This window comes from Sporosarcina sp. Marseille-Q4943 (genome assembly GCF_943736995.1).
Taxonomy (GTDB): domain Bacteria; phylum Bacillota; class Bacilli; order Bacillales_A; family Planococcaceae; genus Sporosarcina.
Map to the genome: position 1 here is coordinate 1,448,647 of NZ_OX031157.1, position 17,555 is coordinate 1,466,201.

Below are 17,555 nucleotides of genomic sequence, written 5' to 3' on the forward strand. Positions count from 1 at the left end.
CCGGAGTCTAGACGATAAGCTAACTATAAACAAAAAGCGGATGACCATAAACCGGCCATCCGCTTGTATTTAAGTTTAATCTATTATTGATCCGTTCTGCAGATGAATTCTGTCGCTTCGGTCACTCTGTCGTCCGTAATCTGCACTTGACACATTTTATGATTGTTCATGAATTTGAAAATCCCGTTATTGAAATCCGTTCCGATTTCCTTAAAGAAAATGCCTTCGAAACGTGCCTCTTTTGAAAGGGTGAAGCTAATTCGAAAGCCGTCCCCTTCTTCGACTAAATAAGCCCGTACACCTTTTTCGAACATGCCTTCTATTTCATCTTTAATAGCCCGATCAACGGAAACGACATGGAAATCAACAAATGTTATTTCGCGCAACAACACGTTCATGAACGAACCTTTTGTGATCTCTTCCCATCTGCTTTGGGCAGTTTGACCAATAATGATCTGCGTAATATTGTGTTTGTGAGCTACTTCTTTGATCACCTTTGCAACCGGCCGTTTTTCATTATCCATAATGATGAAATCTTCTACATCGAGCTCTTTGGCAAGCTCTTGCCATCTCTCGATATACTCGGATTTTTCAGCGTCAAATTCATCGTATGGCAATGGGTCGATCGTTAGTATATATAGTGGACAATCGATGATGGATGCCATTTTATGTCCACGTCTAATGAGACGTTCGCCATTTGGACCGTAGTAGACACAAACAAGTATGCTTTCGTCCATACGACCTTTTACTTTGCCCATGACCGTAGTCACCTCTTACAATTATTTTCGTTCACTGGTACGCAACTTATATTTACAATTGAAAACCACAATATTATACATAAAAGAAGATTGGCTGACAAGATGTAAATGTCTCAAAGTGCGATGGAAATCCGTTTAGTGTATAATTCTATTTATGAACTTTTCCAATGGTATCTGTAGCTACCTATTATGTCCCCAGTTCTGTCGCGAGTCAAGCCCATCCCCGTCAATTATGAAAAAATTTACATAAGAAGTTGAAATCCCTTTTTACAGGAGGTTAGCTGTTTGACGATTACATTATCTATTTTCATCCCCTTTTTAGCAGCCATCTTCGTTCCCTTACTATATAAAAGGATACAAAGCCGGAAAATCGGCTGGTTTGTCTTGCTTGTTCCGTTCATGTTATTTGCAACGCTCGCAAGCTTCATCCCTTCTATTGCGAAAGGTGGAACGTATACACATACTTTCCGGTGGATTGATTCTGCTGGAATCCATTTTACAACTTATCTTGATGGCCTCAGTTTAATATTCGGCCTTCTCATTACAGGTGTCGGCAGTTTGGTCATCCTGTATTCCATCTATTATTTATCAGAACGGGAGTCATTGGGGCGCTTCTACGTTTACCTTTTACTGTTCATGGGCGCCATGCTCGGAGTCGTTTTTTCAGACAATCTGATGGTGCTGTACGTCTTTTGGGAATTGACGAGCATTTCTTCCTTCCTGTTGATCGCCTTCTGGTATCACCGGAAGAAATCGAGGTACGGTGCGCAAAAGTCCATGCTCATTACAGTATCGGGCGGAATTGCGATGCTTGCCGGCTTCATCATGCTACATACTATGACAGGCTCGTATAGTGTACGTGAGATAGTGGTCACGATTGGGCAATATACGGACGAGCCTCTTTTCTTATCTGCCATGTTGCTCGTACTCGTAGGTGCATTTACGAAATCTGCACAATTTCCGTTTCATATTTGGTTGCCGGATGCGATGGAAGCACCTACACCGGTCAGTGCTTATTTGCACTCCGCGACGATGGTTAAGGCGGGCATCTATTTGGTTGCACGTTTCACTCCGATATTCGGCAGTGAGATGATTTGGTTCTATGTCGTAAGCAGTGTCGGGATTTTCACTTTGTTCTGGGGATCGTTTAACGCAGTGAAACAGACCGACTTGAAGGCATTGCTCGCTTATTCGACAATCAGTCAGCTCGGATTGGTCATGAGCCTCTTCGGTCTCGGATCGGCCGCACTCAATGAGGGGCTTAGCGCTAATACGATCATCTATACGCAAGCCGCTTTTGCGGCATTATTCCATCTCATTAACCACTCCACCTTTAAAGGGGCCCTTTTCATGGTTGTCGGCATAGTTGACCATGAACTCGGGACACGGGATGTCCGCAGATTGGGCGGACTTATGGCTTTCATGCCGGTCACTTTCAGCATCGCTTTGATCGGCAGCTTTTCTATGGCCGGATTGCCTCCTTTTAATGGGTTCCTAAGCAAGGAAATGTTTTTTGAGTCATTAGTGAATGCACGCAATCTTGATCTTTTTGAAGTGAGCACCATGGGGACACTGTTCCTCGTTGTCGCGTGGCTGGCGAGCGTCCTCACTTTCGTTTACAGCATGATCATCGTATTCCAAACGTTCTTCGGGGAATTCCAACCGGATCGAATCGAGAAGCCTTCAAGGGAAGCTCCTTTCGGAATGCTCATCGCCCCTTCCATTCTGGCAATACTCGTCGTTGGGATCTTCTTTTTCCCGAATATCATCGGAAACTATTTGCTGCGTCCAGCTATGGCTGCAGTCTACCCTTCATTGGAAGGCGTTAAAGGACTGACGCCGCATATCGCTGCCTGGCATGGCTTCAATCCAGCATTGTGGATGACGATAGGTGTTGTTGTTCTTGGAATCATTCTATACAAACTCTTTCATTATTGGAGGGGCATTTATACAATCGCTCCTTTGAATTGGAATTTGGATGCAGCATTCAATGCCACTCTCATATTGCTTGAAAAAGGATCTCATTTCTTTACCCGCCTTTATATGAAAGGGTATTTGAAGGACTATCTCGTCTATATCTTCTCGTTCTTTATCGTGGCTGTTGGAGGAGCGATATTGTATACGGGAGCCTATTCATTCGACTTTTCGAATGACGGACCGATTACGACAAATGAGTATTTGATCGTACTTGCAATGGCTGGCGCTGGAATTTCAATGCTATTCGCAAAATCCCGGATGACGGCGATCATTTTAAATGGCGTTCTCGGCTATTCAATCGCTTTTTTCTTCGTTATCTTCCGCGCTCCGGATTTGGCTTTGACCCAAGCCGTTGTTGAGACGGTGACAACGGCCCTGTTCCTGCTTTGCTTCTATTTCTTGCCGGATTGGAAGAAGGAGCGTTCAGCACGGGGGACGAAAGCGTTGAATGGACTGATTGCCGTCTCGGTCGGGACCATCGTGACAGTTCTCGCCCTCACAGTGCAAGGGAATAAAATGTTTGAATCCATTTCGGTTTACTTTGAAGATGCATACCGCCTTGCCGGGGGTAAAAATATTGTCAATACGATATTAGGAGATTTCCGTGCATTCGATACAATGCTTGAAGTCGTTGTGCTTTTTATTGCGGGAATCGGTGTGTTCACACTTATTAAATTGAAATCACGAAAGGAGGAACAGGATTTTGAAGATCAATGATGTCATTTTGCAAACAGTGACGAAAATCGTCGTATTCATCATCTTGACGTTCGGCGTGGAGCTGTTTCTGTCGGGCCATAACAATCCCGGTGGCGGTTTTATCGGCGGTCTTGTCCTCTCCTCCGCATTCGTTCTACTTTATTTAGTTCATGATATTGAAACGGTGCATAAAGGCATTCCGTTTGATTTTAAGAAAGTGGCGGCACTAGGAGCACTGCTAGCCGTCGGTACGGGCATAGGCTCCGTCCTGTTCGGCAACGAGTTCCTTACACAGGCTTTCGGACATTTCACTTTGCCTGTTTTCGGCGAAACCGAACTGTCGACAGTCATCGTTTTCGAAGCGGGGGTTGCGTTGACGGTTGTCGGTGTTGTCGTGACAATTATTTCAACTATTAGTGAGGATGTGTAGCAGATGGAAACATTAATAACGATACTTGTCGGCTTTCTTGTGACAATCGCTGTCTATTTGCTGCTATCCCGCAACTTGATTCGCGTGATTTTAGGGACTGCGGTCCTGTCCCACGCAGCGCATCTGTTATTGATGACTATGGGAGGCTTGAAGAAAGGCAGTGCCCCTTTGCTCGGCGAGAATGCGGAAAGCTATACGGACGCATTGCCACAGGCGCTGATTCTTACAGCGATCGTCATCAGCTTCGCCGTCACCGCATTTCTGCTCGTGCTTGCCTATCGCACGTACAAGAAGACGGGAACTGACAACCTCCAAGCATTGAGAGGGTTTGAAGATGAATAATATACTAGTTATGCCAATGATCATTCCTTTACTGACTGGAATCATCCTCGTATTTTTACGTCCTTATGTAAACACACAGCGAGTCCTCAGCGTCGTGTCGAGCATCGCGACAGTCGTCGTCAGTCTCGTCATATTAGATCGGATCCAGCAGGACGGGATTTTGAGGCTCGATTTTGGAGGCTGGCTGCCGCCCTACGGAATTTTATTCGTTGCCGATTCATTCTCCATGCTTCTCGTTGCGACGACTTCGATCGTTACAGGAATTCTACTCCTATACGCTTTTTCGTCAATCGGGCGACAGCATGAGAATATGTTCTTTTATCCGTTCGTCTTCTTCCTCGTTGCAGGCGTTAACGGCTCATTCCTGACAGGAGACCTGTTTAACTTATTCGTTTGTTTTGAAGTGATGCTTCTCTCCTCTTACGTGCTCATTACGATGGGAGGCAGAAAGATTCAACTGATTGAATCGATTAAATATGTAACGATCAATGTCCTTTCCTCATGGTTCTTCTTAATGGGGATTGCGTATATTTACGGAACGGTCGGAACGTTGAATATGGCTCATTTATCAGTGAGGATCGCAGAAGTCGGACAAGGTCCGTTGCTGACAGTGATCAGCCTTCTCTTTTTAATCGTCTTCAGCTTGAAGGCGGGGTTGCTTCTTTATTTCTGGCTTCCTGGATCGTACAGCGCACCACCGACCGTTATAGCAGCACTGTTCGGAGCACTGCTCACGAAGGTGGGGATTTACGCGATGTTCCGTGTCTTCACGCTTATTTTTTATCATGAAACGGTCATTACACATACTGCGATAGGTGTGATGGCGATTCTTACGATGATTGGCGGAAGTGTCGGTGCTATTGCGTATAACGATATACGCAAAATCGTTTCGTACAATGTGGTGATTGCGGTCGGTTTCATATTGGCAGGACTTGCGATTTCAACAGAAGCTGCATTCCAAGGGGCCATCTATTATTTGATTCACGACATGGTCATCAAAGCATTGCTATTCCTCATTGCAGGGACGATGATTTATCTGACGGGAAAAACCAAGATCGAAGAGATGAGCGGATTGATTCGGAACTATCCGACGCTCGGTTGGCTATTTTTCATCACGATGCTGTCACTCGCTGGAATTCCTCCGTTAAGCGGGTTCATCGGCAAGGTGTACATAGGTCAGGGAGCGATCGAAGCTGGCTCATTCATCCTTTTGACGGCGGCCTTTTTATCCGGCATATTCGTCTTGTACTCGCTGCTTCGCATCTTCCTGAATTGCTTTTGGGGCGAGACGATCATTAGCGAGGACGACGATGTTCCATTGAAGAAAGGGATGCTCGTGCCATGTATTCTATTTGCAATCATGACGGTTGCAATCGGGATCGGCGTCGAAGGGATTGCTCCATATGTGAGTGATGCTGCACGGACGCTTATGAACCCAGAAATCTATATAGAAGCTGTTTTACAAGGAAATCGTTAAGCGGAAAGTTGAGGTGGAGATAGATGCCAGCCCAGTTATTACTGAATCTGTTCATCGCGTTTTTATGGATGACGTTGATGGATGAAGATGAATTGAAATTCACGACTTTCTTCGCCGGTTTTCTTGTCGGAATAGGAATCATCTTTTTCATGCATCGCTTTTTCGGCACCCAATTTTATTTGCGCCGGTTATTTTATTCGATTAAATTGCTTTTCATTTTCATTTCGGAATTGACACAGTCGAGCATTGTCGTGTTGCAGCAGATATTAAGTCCGAAATTGAATATCAAACCAGGCATCTTTAAATATAAAACCGTTTTGCAAAGTGACGTGGAAGTGACGATGCTGTCCCTTCTTCTCACGTTGACTCCTGGATCCGTCGTCATGGAAGTATCCCCTGAAGGGAATACGCTTTATATCCATGCGATGGACGTCGAGCAGTCGCGGGCCGGTTTGATTAAACAACTGAAGAACTTTGAGAAAGCGATTATGGAGGTGACACGATGATTGAAACGATGATTACGATATCGCTTGTCCTCTTTTCCATCACGATCTCCATCGCTGTCATCCGGATCATCCTCGGCCCATCCATGCCGGACCGTGTCATTGCACTTGATATGATCGGGGTCAATTTGATTGCGATGATTGCCGTAGTTTCCATCATGATGAAAACAAAAGCATTTTTGGAAGTCATTTTGATTTTAGGGATTCTTTCATTCATCGGAACGATCGCCTTTTCGAAATCGATTGAAAGGGGTGTCATCGTTGAGCGTAAACGAGATCGGTGAATTCATAGGGGCATTGCTTATTTTGACAGGCGGGATTGCAAGCGTCATTAGTGCCTTCGGGCTTATCCGTTTGCCGGATATCTATACAAGGTCGCACGCTGCAACGAAGAGCTCGACTTTGGCAGTGCTGCTGACGCTTTCGGGCACTTTTCTATATTTCTTGTTCCGTGAGCAATTTGTGAGTGTGCGGGTGCTCCTCGGTATCGTTTTCGTCTTTCTTACCGCTCCGGTGGCAGGTCATTTGCTCGTCCGGGCGGCGTATCGATCGAAAGTGAAACTGGCGGATATTTCTACGGAAGATGAGTTATATGAAGTGTTATATTCGGATGAGAATGAAAATGACGGTTCTAGCGAAAAAAGCTAGACCGTCATTTTTTTATAGCTGTGCAACACTGTTGATTTTTAGTGCTCGCAACGCTTTGCTTGTGCTCGCAAAAGCCGTTCTTCGTGACGGCTAGTGCAAAGATGTGCTCGCAACGCTTTGCTTGTGCTCGCAAAAGCCGTTCTTCGTGACGGCTTTCGCTTCAGGCGGACGCTTTCCGCGGGCACGGCCTCAATCTCCTCGTCACTACGTTCCTGCGGGGCTTTCAGCTCGCGCTGTTCCCGCTGGAGTCGCCGCCTTCCGCTTCAATCAACGGATATATCTTAAAACAATGCAGTATAACAGCTTATCCATATTAAAGATGAAGGGCTGTAACATTTATTAAATATCGCAATTGTCATCCATTCAGATGCCTTGGCCTTCAGTACCTAACACTTTAATTGTAGTTAAATCCCTTCTTCTTCCGCCACTTTTCGTAAAGCGTCAGCGAAAGCCTCGACTGGCTGAGCCCCCGATATGGCGTATTTGCGGTTAATGACGAAGAACGGCACGCCTCTTACTCCGATTTGTCCGGCTTCTTCGATGTCCCTCTTCACGTCTTCGGCAAATTCATCGGATTGAAGTACTTGTTGTACCCGATCTGCAGACAGGCCAGCCTCCTCGGCAATTGCCAACAACGTATCTTCATTGTCGACAGCTTCCCCATTTATGAAATGACCTTGCAATAGGCGCTCCGAGATCGCGTCCCCCTTGCCCTCCGCTTCGGCGAGCTTAGCGAGGCGGTGCGCATTGAATGTGTTCGCTCCTGTCATGCTTTCGACATCAAAGTTCAGTCCGACTGTTTTAGCCTGATCTGCAACATTGTCCAACATCTTCTTCGCTTCATCCAAGCTCATGCCATACTTCTTCGCTAGGTCTTCCGGTACCGACCTACCTGCTCCTACAGGCGTATTCGGATCTAATTGGAACGCCTTGAACACCACTTCCGTGCTGCCTTCCAAGTTCGTTGCCTTCAGCGCTTCTTCCAATCTTCGTTTCCCGATATAACAAAACGGGCAAACATAGTCTGACCAAATTTCAATTTTCACGACACATGACCACCTTTCATCTCCCATTTTAGATTTCATTCAAAATGGCAACAATGAATATGCCTGTTGCTATTGTTATCGAAGATTAATTGGAGGGCTGAACATGTACAATTCACTATGGTTAAAGACCGCTTATCCGCGGGATTCCTACCCCGCTTTAGACAAAGATCTATCATGCGATGTTTGCATTATCGGCGGAGGCTTGAGCGGAATTGCGAACGCTTATTTTCTTGCCAAGGAAGGAAAAGACGTCATCCTGCTGGAGAAAGATGAAATCCTGTGCGGTGCAACAGGCAATTCAACAGGAAAATTGACGGCGCAACATGACATCGTCTATGCAAACTTGATCAAACAGTTTGGCCGCGACAATGCAAGGACCTATTATGATGTGAACCGTGAAGCTGTCCTGTTCGGAAGGTCTTTTGCTGAAGGGGATGAACTGAGGAACGCGGATTCCATCCTGTTCTCACAAACCAAGTATGGGACTGAATTGCTTCAAGATGAAAAGCGAGCGTACGATGACATTGGTATTGTAGGAGAGTTGGGTAGGAATAGCGAGCTTCCTTTGAAAACGGAAGCGACCTTGACAATGAGAGACGAGACGCAGATCCACCCCGTCCGCTTCGGTCAACATCTGGCCAAACTAGCCATGCAAGCAGGAGCCCGCATTTTCGAGAAAACGGATGTGCGTTTGATGGACTTAAAAAAACGCCTGCTCTATACGCAGTCAGAACACGAAATCCAATTCAATGAACTTGTTCTTTGCACGCATTATCCAATAGAAGCGATCAGAGGATTGCAAATCTTGAAGTTGATTGTCGGCCGGTCCTATATCGTTTCCGCGCAGGCTAACATGCCCTTGACTGGCCAATATATTTCGGTCGATAATCCGAAACGTTCTGTAAGGACGGTTTATATCGACGGAAAAACGCATTTCCTTTTATCCGGCGAAGGGCATCAGGCAGGGATGGAGAAAGAGACGCAAGTACATTATGAAACATTGTCCTCCGAATTGAGGAATATCTATCAACTTGACGCGATGAAATACGGCTGGTCTGCACAAGACCCGCAGACGCCAGACCTTATTCCGTATGCAGGCTGTATTTCGAAGAGCATGCCCTATGTCTACTTGAACACGGGATTCAGAAAATGGGGGCTGTCCAACTCAATCGTCAGTGCCCGGATCATCAGCGACCAGATTGTCGGACGGCAAAATAAGGCGGCCTCGCTCTATGCACCTGACCGCACAGGTTTCGGTTCATTTCTCGTACATGCTTTGAAGAATACAGGGCTTGTGCTGAAAGAATTCACAGGCGGGCATATTTCCAGGACGAACTCCCCTATTTGTACACATATGGGATGCAGGACGCGTTGGAATGAAGCCGACCAGACGTGGGACTGTCCTTGCCATGGATCCCGTTTCCGGAAGGATGGCTCCGTCCTTGAAGGCCCTGCAACGAAGCCATTAGATTTGGGATAGGCGCTTCCCTTGTTTTCCAGTATACTGTCCAAAAGGAGTGACTCATATGTCCTTGCGGAAAATCATACGGAAGCAGGAAACAGTTGATGACCGTTACCCGTTTACTCTCGATATTATCCGGAATTTCGATTCTCTTTCCCTTGAATCGCCCGTTACAATCATTGCGGGCGACAATGGCAGCGGGAAGACGACTCTTCTGGAAGGGATTGCGGCTGCGGCAGGCAGCATCCTGATCAGCGGCGAGCATATGGAAAGGGACCATTCCCTCTCCCCCGCTTTTGATTTTGCAAATGATTTAAAACTCATCTGGGATGAAAAGACGAATAATGGTTTCTTTTTCAGGGCTTCCGATTTTATTACGTATACGCGGAGTCTTGCGATCATTCGCGAAGAGGCCCGAGCGAAAGCGGAGGAAATCAAACGGCGCGATCCTTACAGCCTGGAGATTCTTCCATACGCTCGAACCTATCATGAGTTGCGTAATCTATACGGGGATGGGCTCGAGAAAAGGTCCCATGGCGAAAGTTTTTTTGACTTGTTCCAAGCTAGATTCCGCCCCGGCGGCTTTTACATACTTGATGAGCCGGAGGCGCCTTTATCGCCACAAAACCAATTGTCGCTCCTTGCGATGATCCACGACATGACGAAAGAGGGCGCCAAATTCCTCATCTCGACGCATTCCCCTATCTTCATGGCCTATCCTGACGCGGACTTGTATGAAATCCAGGATGGCGAGCTTGTCCGCTCCACGTTCGAGGAAATGACCCACGTCCAGCTGACACGGGATTTCTTGAACGCCCCGGACCGTTATTTACGGCATTTATTTGAATGAAAAAGAAGCGGAGGGAGTTTATCTCACCTTCCGCTTCTTATATATTTTTACTCACCTATTACTTCAATGCTTCTGTCAGAACAGGCACGATTTGCTTCTTTCTCGAGACAACACCCTTGAAGACTGTCGTATTGTTCGTCAATGGGACGTTGAATGCGGCACAAGCGCGCTCAGCTGCTGTGCCGAGGGCAATGACAGCCGAATCGTTGTTCAGGATGTCCGTTACGACAAATAAGAACAGATCCAACCCTTTTTCTTCGATGATGCTGTTCAATAGAACTTCAATCTCAGGTTGACGGTCCATAACATCATTGACTTCAATCGCATTCACTTGCGCGATTTCAATCTTCGCGTCCCCGATCGTGAATTCCTTCGCATCAAGCGAGACGAGTTCCTCAAGCGATTTTCCGCTCAAGTCTGCGCCAGCCTTCAACATTTCCAGGCCATATGTTTGCGCATCCACTTCCGCAATTGCAGCCAATTCTTCAGCCGCTGCGCGATCCTCTTCCGTGAATGTCGGCGACTTGAAAAGCAGTGAATCGGAAATGATTGCAGAAAGCATAAGTCCCGCAATGTCTTTTGGAATGTCGACGCCATTTTCCTTATAGAGCTTTTTCAGGATTGTCGCCGTGCAGCCTACCGGTTCCGCGCGATAATAGAGCGGATCCGCCGTTTGGAAATTCGCGATCCGGTGATGATCTACAACTTCGATGACTTGTACTTCATCCAGATCATCGACGCTCTGCTGCTTTTCATTATGATCGACAAGAATGACTTGCTGTGCTTCCGGCGCAGCTTTTTCAATTAATCGTGGAGCTTCAAAGCCAAATTGACCGAGCGCGTATGCCGTTTCACCTGAAATGGAACCGAGTCGCACCGCTTCTGCGTCCATTCCAAGCTGTTGTTTCAAATAAGCATAGCTGATCGCCGACGTAATCGAATCGGTGTCAGGGTTTTTATGTCCAAATACTAATACTTTTCCCATCGTAATCCTCCTACATGTCTATTCCTTGTTATTCTATCACAAAGGTTTGCTGAACAAAATTGCAGCAAGCTCTTCTTTGTTTACTAGAAAATCTGCAATCGTATACTTGTCCAGCACCGCCAAATATGCGGCAAGCGCTTCATGCAATGCACCTTTCAACCTGCATGCAGACGAAAGGATACATTGATTGCCATCTTCACGGAAACATTCGACGAGGTAAAAATCATCCTCCGTTTTCCGTATGAGCTCTCCTACATTTATTTCTTCGGGCTTCACGTTTAGGCGAATACCGCCTCCACGGCCGCGCACCGTTTCGATAAGTCCCATCTTCCCTAATTCATGGACGACTTTCGTCAGATGGTTTTTGGAGATTTGGTATCGATCCGAAATTTCCTGGATGGTCGAAAGCTCTCCGGCTTCCTTTGTGCCTAAATACATGAGCACACGCAATGAAAAATCTGTATATAATGTTAACCGCATAATCCCACCGCCATTCACCACCCTATTATAAGCGATTATGTCAGTATCGTGAAAGAAATGTGTCTAAAATTTTACATCAACATTAAAGATGTATTTAAAATATATCTTTAACGAAAATAATCGTTTATAGTGGAATTAACAAAAGAAGAAAGGTTGTGCACCTTATGCTATCCCAAAAAACAATTGATATTGTAAAATCGACAGTTCCAGTTCTAGAACAACATGGTAAAACAATTACTTCAGTCTTTTATAAAAATATGTTCGCCGCTCATCCAGAGCTTTTGAATATTTTTAACCATGCAAACCAATCGAAAGGCCGTCAGCAAACAGCACTTGCCAATGCGGTCTACGCAGCAGCGGCAAACATCGACAATCTAGGAGCCATCATCCCGGCAGTTGTCCAAATTGCCCATAAACACCGTTCATTAGGCATTGAAAAAGAACATTATCCGATCGTTGGCTATCATCTCCTTGGAGCGATCAAAGAAGTGCTTGGTGACGCGGCAACTCCTGAGATCATCGCAGCTTGGGGTGAAGCATACGGAGTCATCGCCGACGCATTCATCGGCATTGAGCAGGATATGTACGACAAAGCCGAAGATGCTGAAGGCGGCTGGAGAACATTTAAGGAATTCGTCATCGTCGACAAAGTCCCGGAAAGCGACGTTATTACATCCTTCTACTTGAAACCGGCGGACGGCGAAAAGCTGCCTATGTACAAACCTGGCCAATACATTACAGTACGCTTCCAGATCCCTGGCGACGAGTATATGTTGAATCGCCAATACAGCTTGTCCCAAGCTCCAGGAAAAGACACATTCCGGATTTCGGTCAAACGGGAAGATGAATGTGTTCCGAACGGCAAGGCTTCCGTCCACCTTCATCGAAACGTGAACATTGCCGATAAAATCGAAGTAAGTGCACCGGCAGGAGATTTCTATTTAGATACGGAAAGCACTTCACCTGTCGCATTGATCAGCGGAGGTGTCGGCATTACACCGATGATGGCGATGTACGAAACAATTGCAAATACTACACCAGAACGTCCTGTTGCATTCCTTCATTCAGCACGTACGCGCAAGCACCAGGCATTTGACGAAGTTTTACGCAGCATGACCAATTCACTTCCAAATTCAACATACGAAGTGCTTTATTCCGAAGAAGGCGACGGGTTCATCAACAGTGAATTCCTTGCGAAACATATAGCGGAAGGCAGCGACGTGTACGTCTGCGGACCGACTCCATTTATGCAAGCAGTCATCTCCGCATTGCACCAAATCGGATTCCCAGAAGAAAAAATTCATTTCGAATTCTTCGGACCGAAGGAAGAGCTAGAACTGCAACACGCTTAATACAATAAAAAAACGCGGTTCCCTCTAACGGGAGCCGCGTTTTTACTGTTGTCATTCTTATCGTTTAACCTTCTCAGGCAATCTGAATGAGGAAACAATCAAAATACCTGAAAGTAGTAATCCTAAATAACCGATCAATGGATAGAAATGAGCGACAAGGTTTTTGAACCCTAAGAAGCTTAGCGCAAATCCGATCAGTAAAGTAATCAACACAAACATCTTGAAGTTTCTCGTTCCAATCTTCACGAAACGGGCGCCAAATGCATAGAACATGCTGACAGCCGTATTGAAAATCATTCCGTACAATACAAAAGCCATAAATGTCGCAAGGGCTGGAGAGATATCATTAATGATTGCCAGCATCGGCAAATTCGAATCCGCGACGACATCCACTTTGGAGAAGATTGCCAAATGGCTTAGCAAAATTAGAATCCCCAAACCTAAACCGCCGACCAATCCACCAAGCGCAGCTGTCCTTTCATCCTTCTCCGCTCCGCCCATTACCAATGACATGGATGCGCCAACCGCAATATTAAACGATACGTAGTTCACTGCAGACATAAACCAGTTCGGCAATGTCGTCTTCACATCATTCGCGATCGGATCAAGCACCGCAAACGACGTATCCATCGTCACTAAGCAATAGATCGAAACTCCGACGACCGCAATAATGAGAAATGGAGTAATACTACCGATAACGGCTACAACTTTATCAACATTCAATAGGATTGTAATGAACACAAGTACAACCATGAGCAGGCTTCCGACGAATGGAGGGACGCCAAATTGTTGCTCTAGATTTGAACCGGCTCCCGCCACCATGACGGTACCCACTCCAAATAATGTAAAAATAATGATATAGTCAATGATTGTTCCTAAGTAACGTCCGCTGATCTTATAAATGACTTCCTTATGTGATGTCGTACGCAACCGGCTGCCGAGCCTCGTCAACACCATGCCGATGTATGCGAATAAAGCAGTGGAGACAATTGCAGCAGCAATCCCCATCATTCCGAAGCTTGTGAAATACTGCAAAATCTCCTGCCCGGAAGCGAAGCCGGCACCGACGATAATTCCAATGAAAGCGCTTCCCATTTTTATAATTTTTTTCATGCTGTTTTTCCCCCTTGGTGTCCCCGAAAAAAACCGGTCATCTACTAAATAATCCGAATTTTCAACGTGAATTAACTTGTCCCGTTTCAATTTAACATGCTATTCACTTCATTTCAACATAATATTTTTTCTTTATTTTTACATTCGTAAATGAACAAAAAAAGAGCCGTCCCTATTAGGGAACGACCCTGTTTCATCATTTTTCCAGTAATTTTTTCGACTCGCGGATGAACGCCGGCAAGTCGTCTGGCGTCCGGCTCGTCACCAATTGATTCTGGCAAACGACGACCTCTTGATCCGCATAGTTGGCACCTGCATATTCCATATCGACTTTAATGGACTTATAACCAGTCGCATCGCGGCCTTCCAAAGTCTTCGCCGTCAGCAACAGCTGAGGTCCATGGCAAATGGCGAAAACCGGCTTTTTATCATCCATGAACTTTTTCGTGAATTGGACGAATCGGTCATCCGCCCGCAGCTGATCCGGCGAAAAGCCTCCCGGGATGAACAGAGCATCGAAGTCGTCAGCCGAGGCATCTGCGATCCCGACGTCAATCTTGACCGTAGACTCCCCTTGCTTGCCCTTCACTTCCTTGCCGGCTTCCTTCTCGATAGCGACGACTTCATGTCCCGCTTCCTCGAACGCCTTCGCCGGTTCCGTGTACTCCGAGTCTTCGAATAGATTCGTGATAACTGTAGCAATTCTAGCCATTCAATCATCCGCCCTTTCAATTATCGTAGCCTTATTACTATTCCACACTGTAGGGCTACTAAACTTAAGGGCGGTACTTTGAGACATAAGGATTATCCTTTTCAAAAAATCTCCATGGATAATGGACGGCTTCACCCGAATTCCCGATCCCTACACGGGGACCCGTTTCGATTTCGCTTGCCCCTGGCCCTTCGGCAATGAATAGCGGCTCGTCCGCCCAATGATGTCCATAATACTTCATCGTCACACCGAGCGCTTTCGACAGCTTCCCTGGCCCATTCGTCCAATCCTTCATCTTCAAATGCGGACCGCGGTTGTCCCGCATGAGCTCGAGCCCTTCAACCGGTTCTGCCGCGCGGATGAGGACAGCATGCGGCGTTCCAATCGGGCCGCTGACGACATTCATCAACGTATGTGTGTGCATTTGATACGTATATACAAGCCCTGGCGCACCAAACATGATGTCCGTCCGTTTCGTCCGCCGGTTCCCGAAACTGTGGGCTGCACGATCCTCAGGTCCATGATATGCTTCCGTCTCCACAATCCTTGCTACAATCACCCCATCCGGATGTTCATGCACAATATGTTGTCCGATAAGATTCCGCGCAAGGTCCAACACATGCGGTTCAAAAAACGATTTATCAATTGGCTCGTACATTCGAATCCTCCATCCGTGGTGATTTTCACGCTTTACAGCGATTTTGTAATCACTAATTTCCTGTACATCGCCGAGATTTCTGGGTTCTTTTTTTCCCACTCTATATTTTTCGGCTTGGGGATTTTGAATTGCTTCTCCATCTCCCTCATTAATCCGACCAGCAGCATATCTCTCTTTGGTCGGTCTGCAAAGATGATTTCCTCATATTCTCTTTGATAATCCGCCAGCGATTTCTTGGCTGCCATTTCAATTTTCCTCCGACTTATTTCTAGAAAGTTTCTTTCTTCATATTTATCTTATCCTTTAAACCTACAACTATGATACCGTCACGACAATCCTTGCCCTTCCGCAAACTCCTTATAGAGCGAATGGGACTTAATTAATTCGTCATGCGTGCCAATCCCCGTAATGCGTCCTGCTTCTACAAAGATGAGCTGGTCCGCGTCGATCACCGTCGACAACCGATGCGCGATGATGAGCGTCGTACGTCCTTCCATGAGCCGTTGAAGCGCCTCTTGAACATGTGTTTCTGACCCGCTGTCCAAATTTGAAGTCGCTTCGTCCAGCAATAGAATTTCCGGATCATGCAATAACGCCCTCGCAATCGCAATCCGTTGTCGTTGGCCGCCCGATAGCTTCATTCCCCTCTCGCCTACAAGCGTTTCAAAGCCATCCGCCATCTCTTCGATGAACCGGAGTGCATTCGCCGCCTCCGCAGCCTTCCGCACTTCCTCGAGTGATGGGCGCTCCTCTAAACCGTACGCAATATTATCCAAGATCGTTCCACTCAACAACGGACTTTCCTGCGACACATAACCGATCCGTTTCCGCCAATCGGACAAGGCGATATCCGCAATCAGCGTGCCACCTATCGAAATGACACCCGCCGTCGGCAAATAAAAGCGTTCGATCAAAGAGAAGATCGTCGTCTTCCCTCCGCCGCTCGGTCCGACAAACGCGGTGACCGTTCCGGGTTTCGCCTGGAATGAAATCCCTTCCAAAACCTGCTTTCCACTCTCATATGAGAAGCTAACTGATTCGAACTGAATACTTCCATCCGGCACAATAGCGACGCCTTCTGCCCGCTCGCTGTCCATGCTTAAAATCTGCTGGATCCGCTCAGTCGCACCGACCGCCTTCTGGAAAATCGTAAATACTTGTGCCATCTGCGCAAACGGAATAATGATCTGGAACATGAGAAAGATGATTGCGACTAGCGTTCCCGCAGACAACACACCTTTCGAAACTTGCGCACCGCCGTAGCCTAATATGACGACCAAAATGCTCATCATCACAAGCGTCATGACCGGCGAAATGATCGCCTGGATCCTCGCTTCCTTCAATCCGAATAAAAACAGCGATTGTATCGCCTTATCACCTCTCGCCCCTTCATTCGGCTCTGCCCGGTACGCCTTCACTAACCGGATATCGCCAAGCACCCGGCCGAGATGACCCGAGAATTTTGCCATCTCCCCTTGGGTCGCCTTCGCAATTTTATGCATGATCCTGCCGAGCGGAAAAATGATCGCCATGCTGACAGGAATGCTGATCAACATGATCAGTGTCATCTTCCAATCCAAATACAACAGGATCGCAACTGCTCCGATAATTGAAATGATACCCGTAATGAACGACACGAGATGGTCCGATACCAATTGCTTCAGCATCGTCGTATCCTGGGTGATCCGGCTCATCGTTTCACCGGTTTCATTCTCATCGTAATAGGCTACAGGAAGCCGCAGCACCTTGCCCCATATTTTGCTTCGCAAATCTGCAACAATCGTTTCACCGATGAACGCGAGTAAATAATACGAAACGCCACCCAACACAGCCTGCAAAATGAAAACAGTAAATAGGAACACTGCCGTTTTCCAATCAAATGATGCCGTTGTCAATGAATCGACGAGTTCCCTCGTCACTAACGGAACCGCCAAGCTCGCCGCTGTCGAAAATAAAGCAAGAACGAGAGCAATCGCCGTCTTCCCCTTCGGCCACTTCAGCTGGCGCAATAAACCGATGAATTCCTTCATCGATCCCTTCGTTTTCAATTCACTTTCCATCCACTC

Annotated in this window: 19 protein-coding genes; 10 read left to right on the forward strand and 9 right to left on the reverse strand. The window is 46.6% G+C overall.

The genetic code is table 11. From position 1 onward, the window contains the following. Positions 1-83: 83 nt before the first annotated feature. Entirely contained in the window at positions 84-758 is a 675-nt protein-coding gene (locus NIT04_RS16230) for a histidine kinase (protein WP_252504564.1), read from the reverse strand. 285 nt (positions 759-1,043) lie between these two features. Between NIT04_RS16230 and NIT04_RS16235 the strand changes: the two genes are divergently transcribed. From NIT04_RS16235 to NIT04_RS16265, 7 genes are read left to right on the forward strand one after another with little or no spacing between them, the layout of a single operon-like run. Then, positions 1,044-3,452 carry a Na+/H+ antiporter subunit A gene (locus NIT04_RS16235; RefSeq protein ID WP_252504565.1) on the forward strand — a complete coding sequence of 803 codons (2,409 nt, stop codon included), beginning with the start codon at positions 1,044-1,046 and terminating at the stop codon, positions 3,450-3,452. Further along, positions 3,439-3,861, forward strand: coding sequence for a Na(+)/H(+) antiporter subunit B (locus tag NIT04_RS16240; RefSeq protein ID WP_252504566.1), 423 nt, complete (start codon positions 3,439-3,441; stop codon positions 3,859-3,861). The genes NIT04_RS16235 and NIT04_RS16240 overlap by 14 nt, the downstream gene beginning before the upstream one ends. Before the next feature lie 3 nt (positions 3,862-3,864). Next, positions 3,865-4,203: a Na(+)/H(+) antiporter subunit C gene (locus NIT04_RS16245; protein ID WP_252504567.1), complete on the forward strand. Its 339-nt coding sequence runs from the start codon at positions 3,865-3,867 to the stop codon at positions 4,201-4,203. Then, positions 4,196-5,680, forward strand: a complete 1,485-nt coding sequence (locus NIT04_RS16250) for a Na+/H+ antiporter subunit D (RefSeq protein ID WP_252504568.1) — start codon at positions 4,196-4,198, stop codon at positions 5,678-5,680. The genes NIT04_RS16245 and NIT04_RS16250 overlap by 8 nt, the downstream gene beginning before the upstream one ends. A gap of 23 nt (positions 5,681-5,703) precedes the next feature. Continuing rightward, positions 5,704-6,186, forward strand: coding sequence for a Na+/H+ antiporter subunit E (locus NIT04_RS16255; RefSeq protein ID WP_252504569.1), 483 nt, complete (start codon positions 5,704-5,706; stop codon positions 6,184-6,186). Beyond that, the gene (locus NIT04_RS16260; RefSeq protein WP_252504570.1) at positions 6,183-6,467 is read left to right on the forward strand and encodes a Na(+)/H(+) antiporter subunit F1; all 285 of its coding nucleotides are present in this window, start codon (positions 6,183-6,185) and stop codon (positions 6,465-6,467) included. Before NIT04_RS16255 ends, NIT04_RS16260 begins: the two co-directional genes overlap by 4 nt. Next, the gene (locus NIT04_RS16265; RefSeq protein WP_252504571.1) at positions 6,445-6,831 is read left to right on the forward strand and encodes a Na+/H+ antiporter subunit G; all 387 of its coding nucleotides are present in this window, start codon (positions 6,445-6,447) and stop codon (positions 6,829-6,831) included. Before NIT04_RS16260 ends, NIT04_RS16265 begins: the two co-directional genes overlap by 23 nt. A gap of 404 nt (positions 6,832-7,235) precedes the next feature. Here the strand turns inward: NIT04_RS16265 and NIT04_RS16270 are convergent, their stop codons facing one another. Then, on the reverse strand, positions 7,236-7,877 hold the full coding sequence (locus NIT04_RS16270; RefSeq protein ID WP_252504572.1) for a DsbA family protein: 642 nt from the start codon (positions 7,875-7,877) through the stop codon (positions 7,236-7,238). Positions 7,878-7,980: 103 nt separating this feature from the next. On the opposite strand from NIT04_RS16270, the gene NIT04_RS16275 reads away from it, so the two are divergent. Together NIT04_RS16275 and NIT04_RS16280 are read left to right on the forward strand one after the other, a co-directional pair. Then, positions 7,981-9,357, forward strand: a complete 1,377-nt coding sequence (locus NIT04_RS16275) for an FAD-dependent oxidoreductase (RefSeq protein ID WP_252504573.1) — start codon at positions 7,981-7,983, stop codon at positions 9,355-9,357. A gap of 46 nt (positions 9,358-9,403) precedes the next feature. Then, positions 9,404-10,189: an AAA family ATPase gene (locus NIT04_RS16280; RefSeq protein ID WP_252504574.1), complete on the forward strand. Its 786-nt coding sequence runs from the start codon at positions 9,404-9,406 to the stop codon at positions 10,187-10,189. 58 nt (positions 10,190-10,247) lie between these two features. Here the strand turns inward: NIT04_RS16280 and NIT04_RS16285 are convergent, their stop codons facing one another. Both NIT04_RS16285 and NIT04_RS16290 read right to left on the reverse strand, forming a co-directional pair. Beyond that, positions 10,248-11,174: a manganese-dependent inorganic pyrophosphatase gene (locus NIT04_RS16285; protein WP_252504575.1), complete on the reverse strand. Its 927-nt coding sequence runs from the start codon at positions 11,172-11,174 to the stop codon at positions 10,248-10,250. Between the two features lie 36 nt (positions 11,175-11,210). After that, on the reverse strand, positions 11,211-11,654 hold the full coding sequence (locus NIT04_RS16290) for an Rrf2 family transcriptional regulator (RefSeq protein ID WP_252504576.1): 444 nt from the start codon (positions 11,652-11,654) through the stop codon (positions 11,211-11,213). Between the two features lie 164 nt (positions 11,655-11,818). Here NIT04_RS16290 and hmpA point away from each other — a divergent pair, with 164 nt between their 5' ends. Further along, positions 11,819-13,006, forward strand: a complete 1,188-nt coding sequence (hmpA, locus tag NIT04_RS16295) for an NO-inducible flavohemoprotein (RefSeq protein WP_252504577.1) — start codon at positions 11,819-11,821, stop codon at positions 13,004-13,006. Between the two features lie 57 nt (positions 13,007-13,063). Here hmpA and NIT04_RS16300 read toward each other — a convergent pair whose 3' ends face one another. From NIT04_RS16300 to NIT04_RS16320, 5 genes are all read right to left on the reverse strand, one after another. Beyond that, the gene (locus NIT04_RS16300; RefSeq protein WP_252504578.1) at positions 13,064-14,119 is read right to left on the reverse strand and encodes a hypothetical protein; all 1,056 of its coding nucleotides are present in this window, start codon (positions 14,117-14,119) and stop codon (positions 13,064-13,066) included. Between the two features lie 196 nt (positions 14,120-14,315). Next, positions 14,316-14,831, reverse strand: coding sequence for a type 1 glutamine amidotransferase domain-containing protein (locus NIT04_RS16305; protein ID WP_252504579.1), 516 nt, complete (start codon positions 14,829-14,831; stop codon positions 14,316-14,318). A 64-nt stretch (positions 14,832-14,895) separates the two neighbouring features. Next, entirely contained in the window at positions 14,896-15,489 is a 594-nt protein-coding gene (locus NIT04_RS16310) for a DNA-3-methyladenine glycosylase (protein ID WP_252504580.1), read from the reverse strand. Between the two features lie 32 nt (positions 15,490-15,521). After that, complete coding sequence (locus tag NIT04_RS16315; protein ID WP_252504581.1) at positions 15,522-15,734, reverse strand: hypothetical protein; 213 nt, start codon at positions 15,732-15,734, stop codon at positions 15,522-15,524. Positions 15,735-15,815: 81 nt separating this feature from the next. Further along, positions 15,816-17,549: an ABC transporter ATP-binding protein gene (locus NIT04_RS16320; RefSeq protein WP_252504582.1), complete on the reverse strand. Its 1,734-nt coding sequence runs from the start codon at positions 17,547-17,549 to the stop codon at positions 15,816-15,818. Between the last annotated feature and the right edge of the window lie 6 nt (positions 17,550-17,555).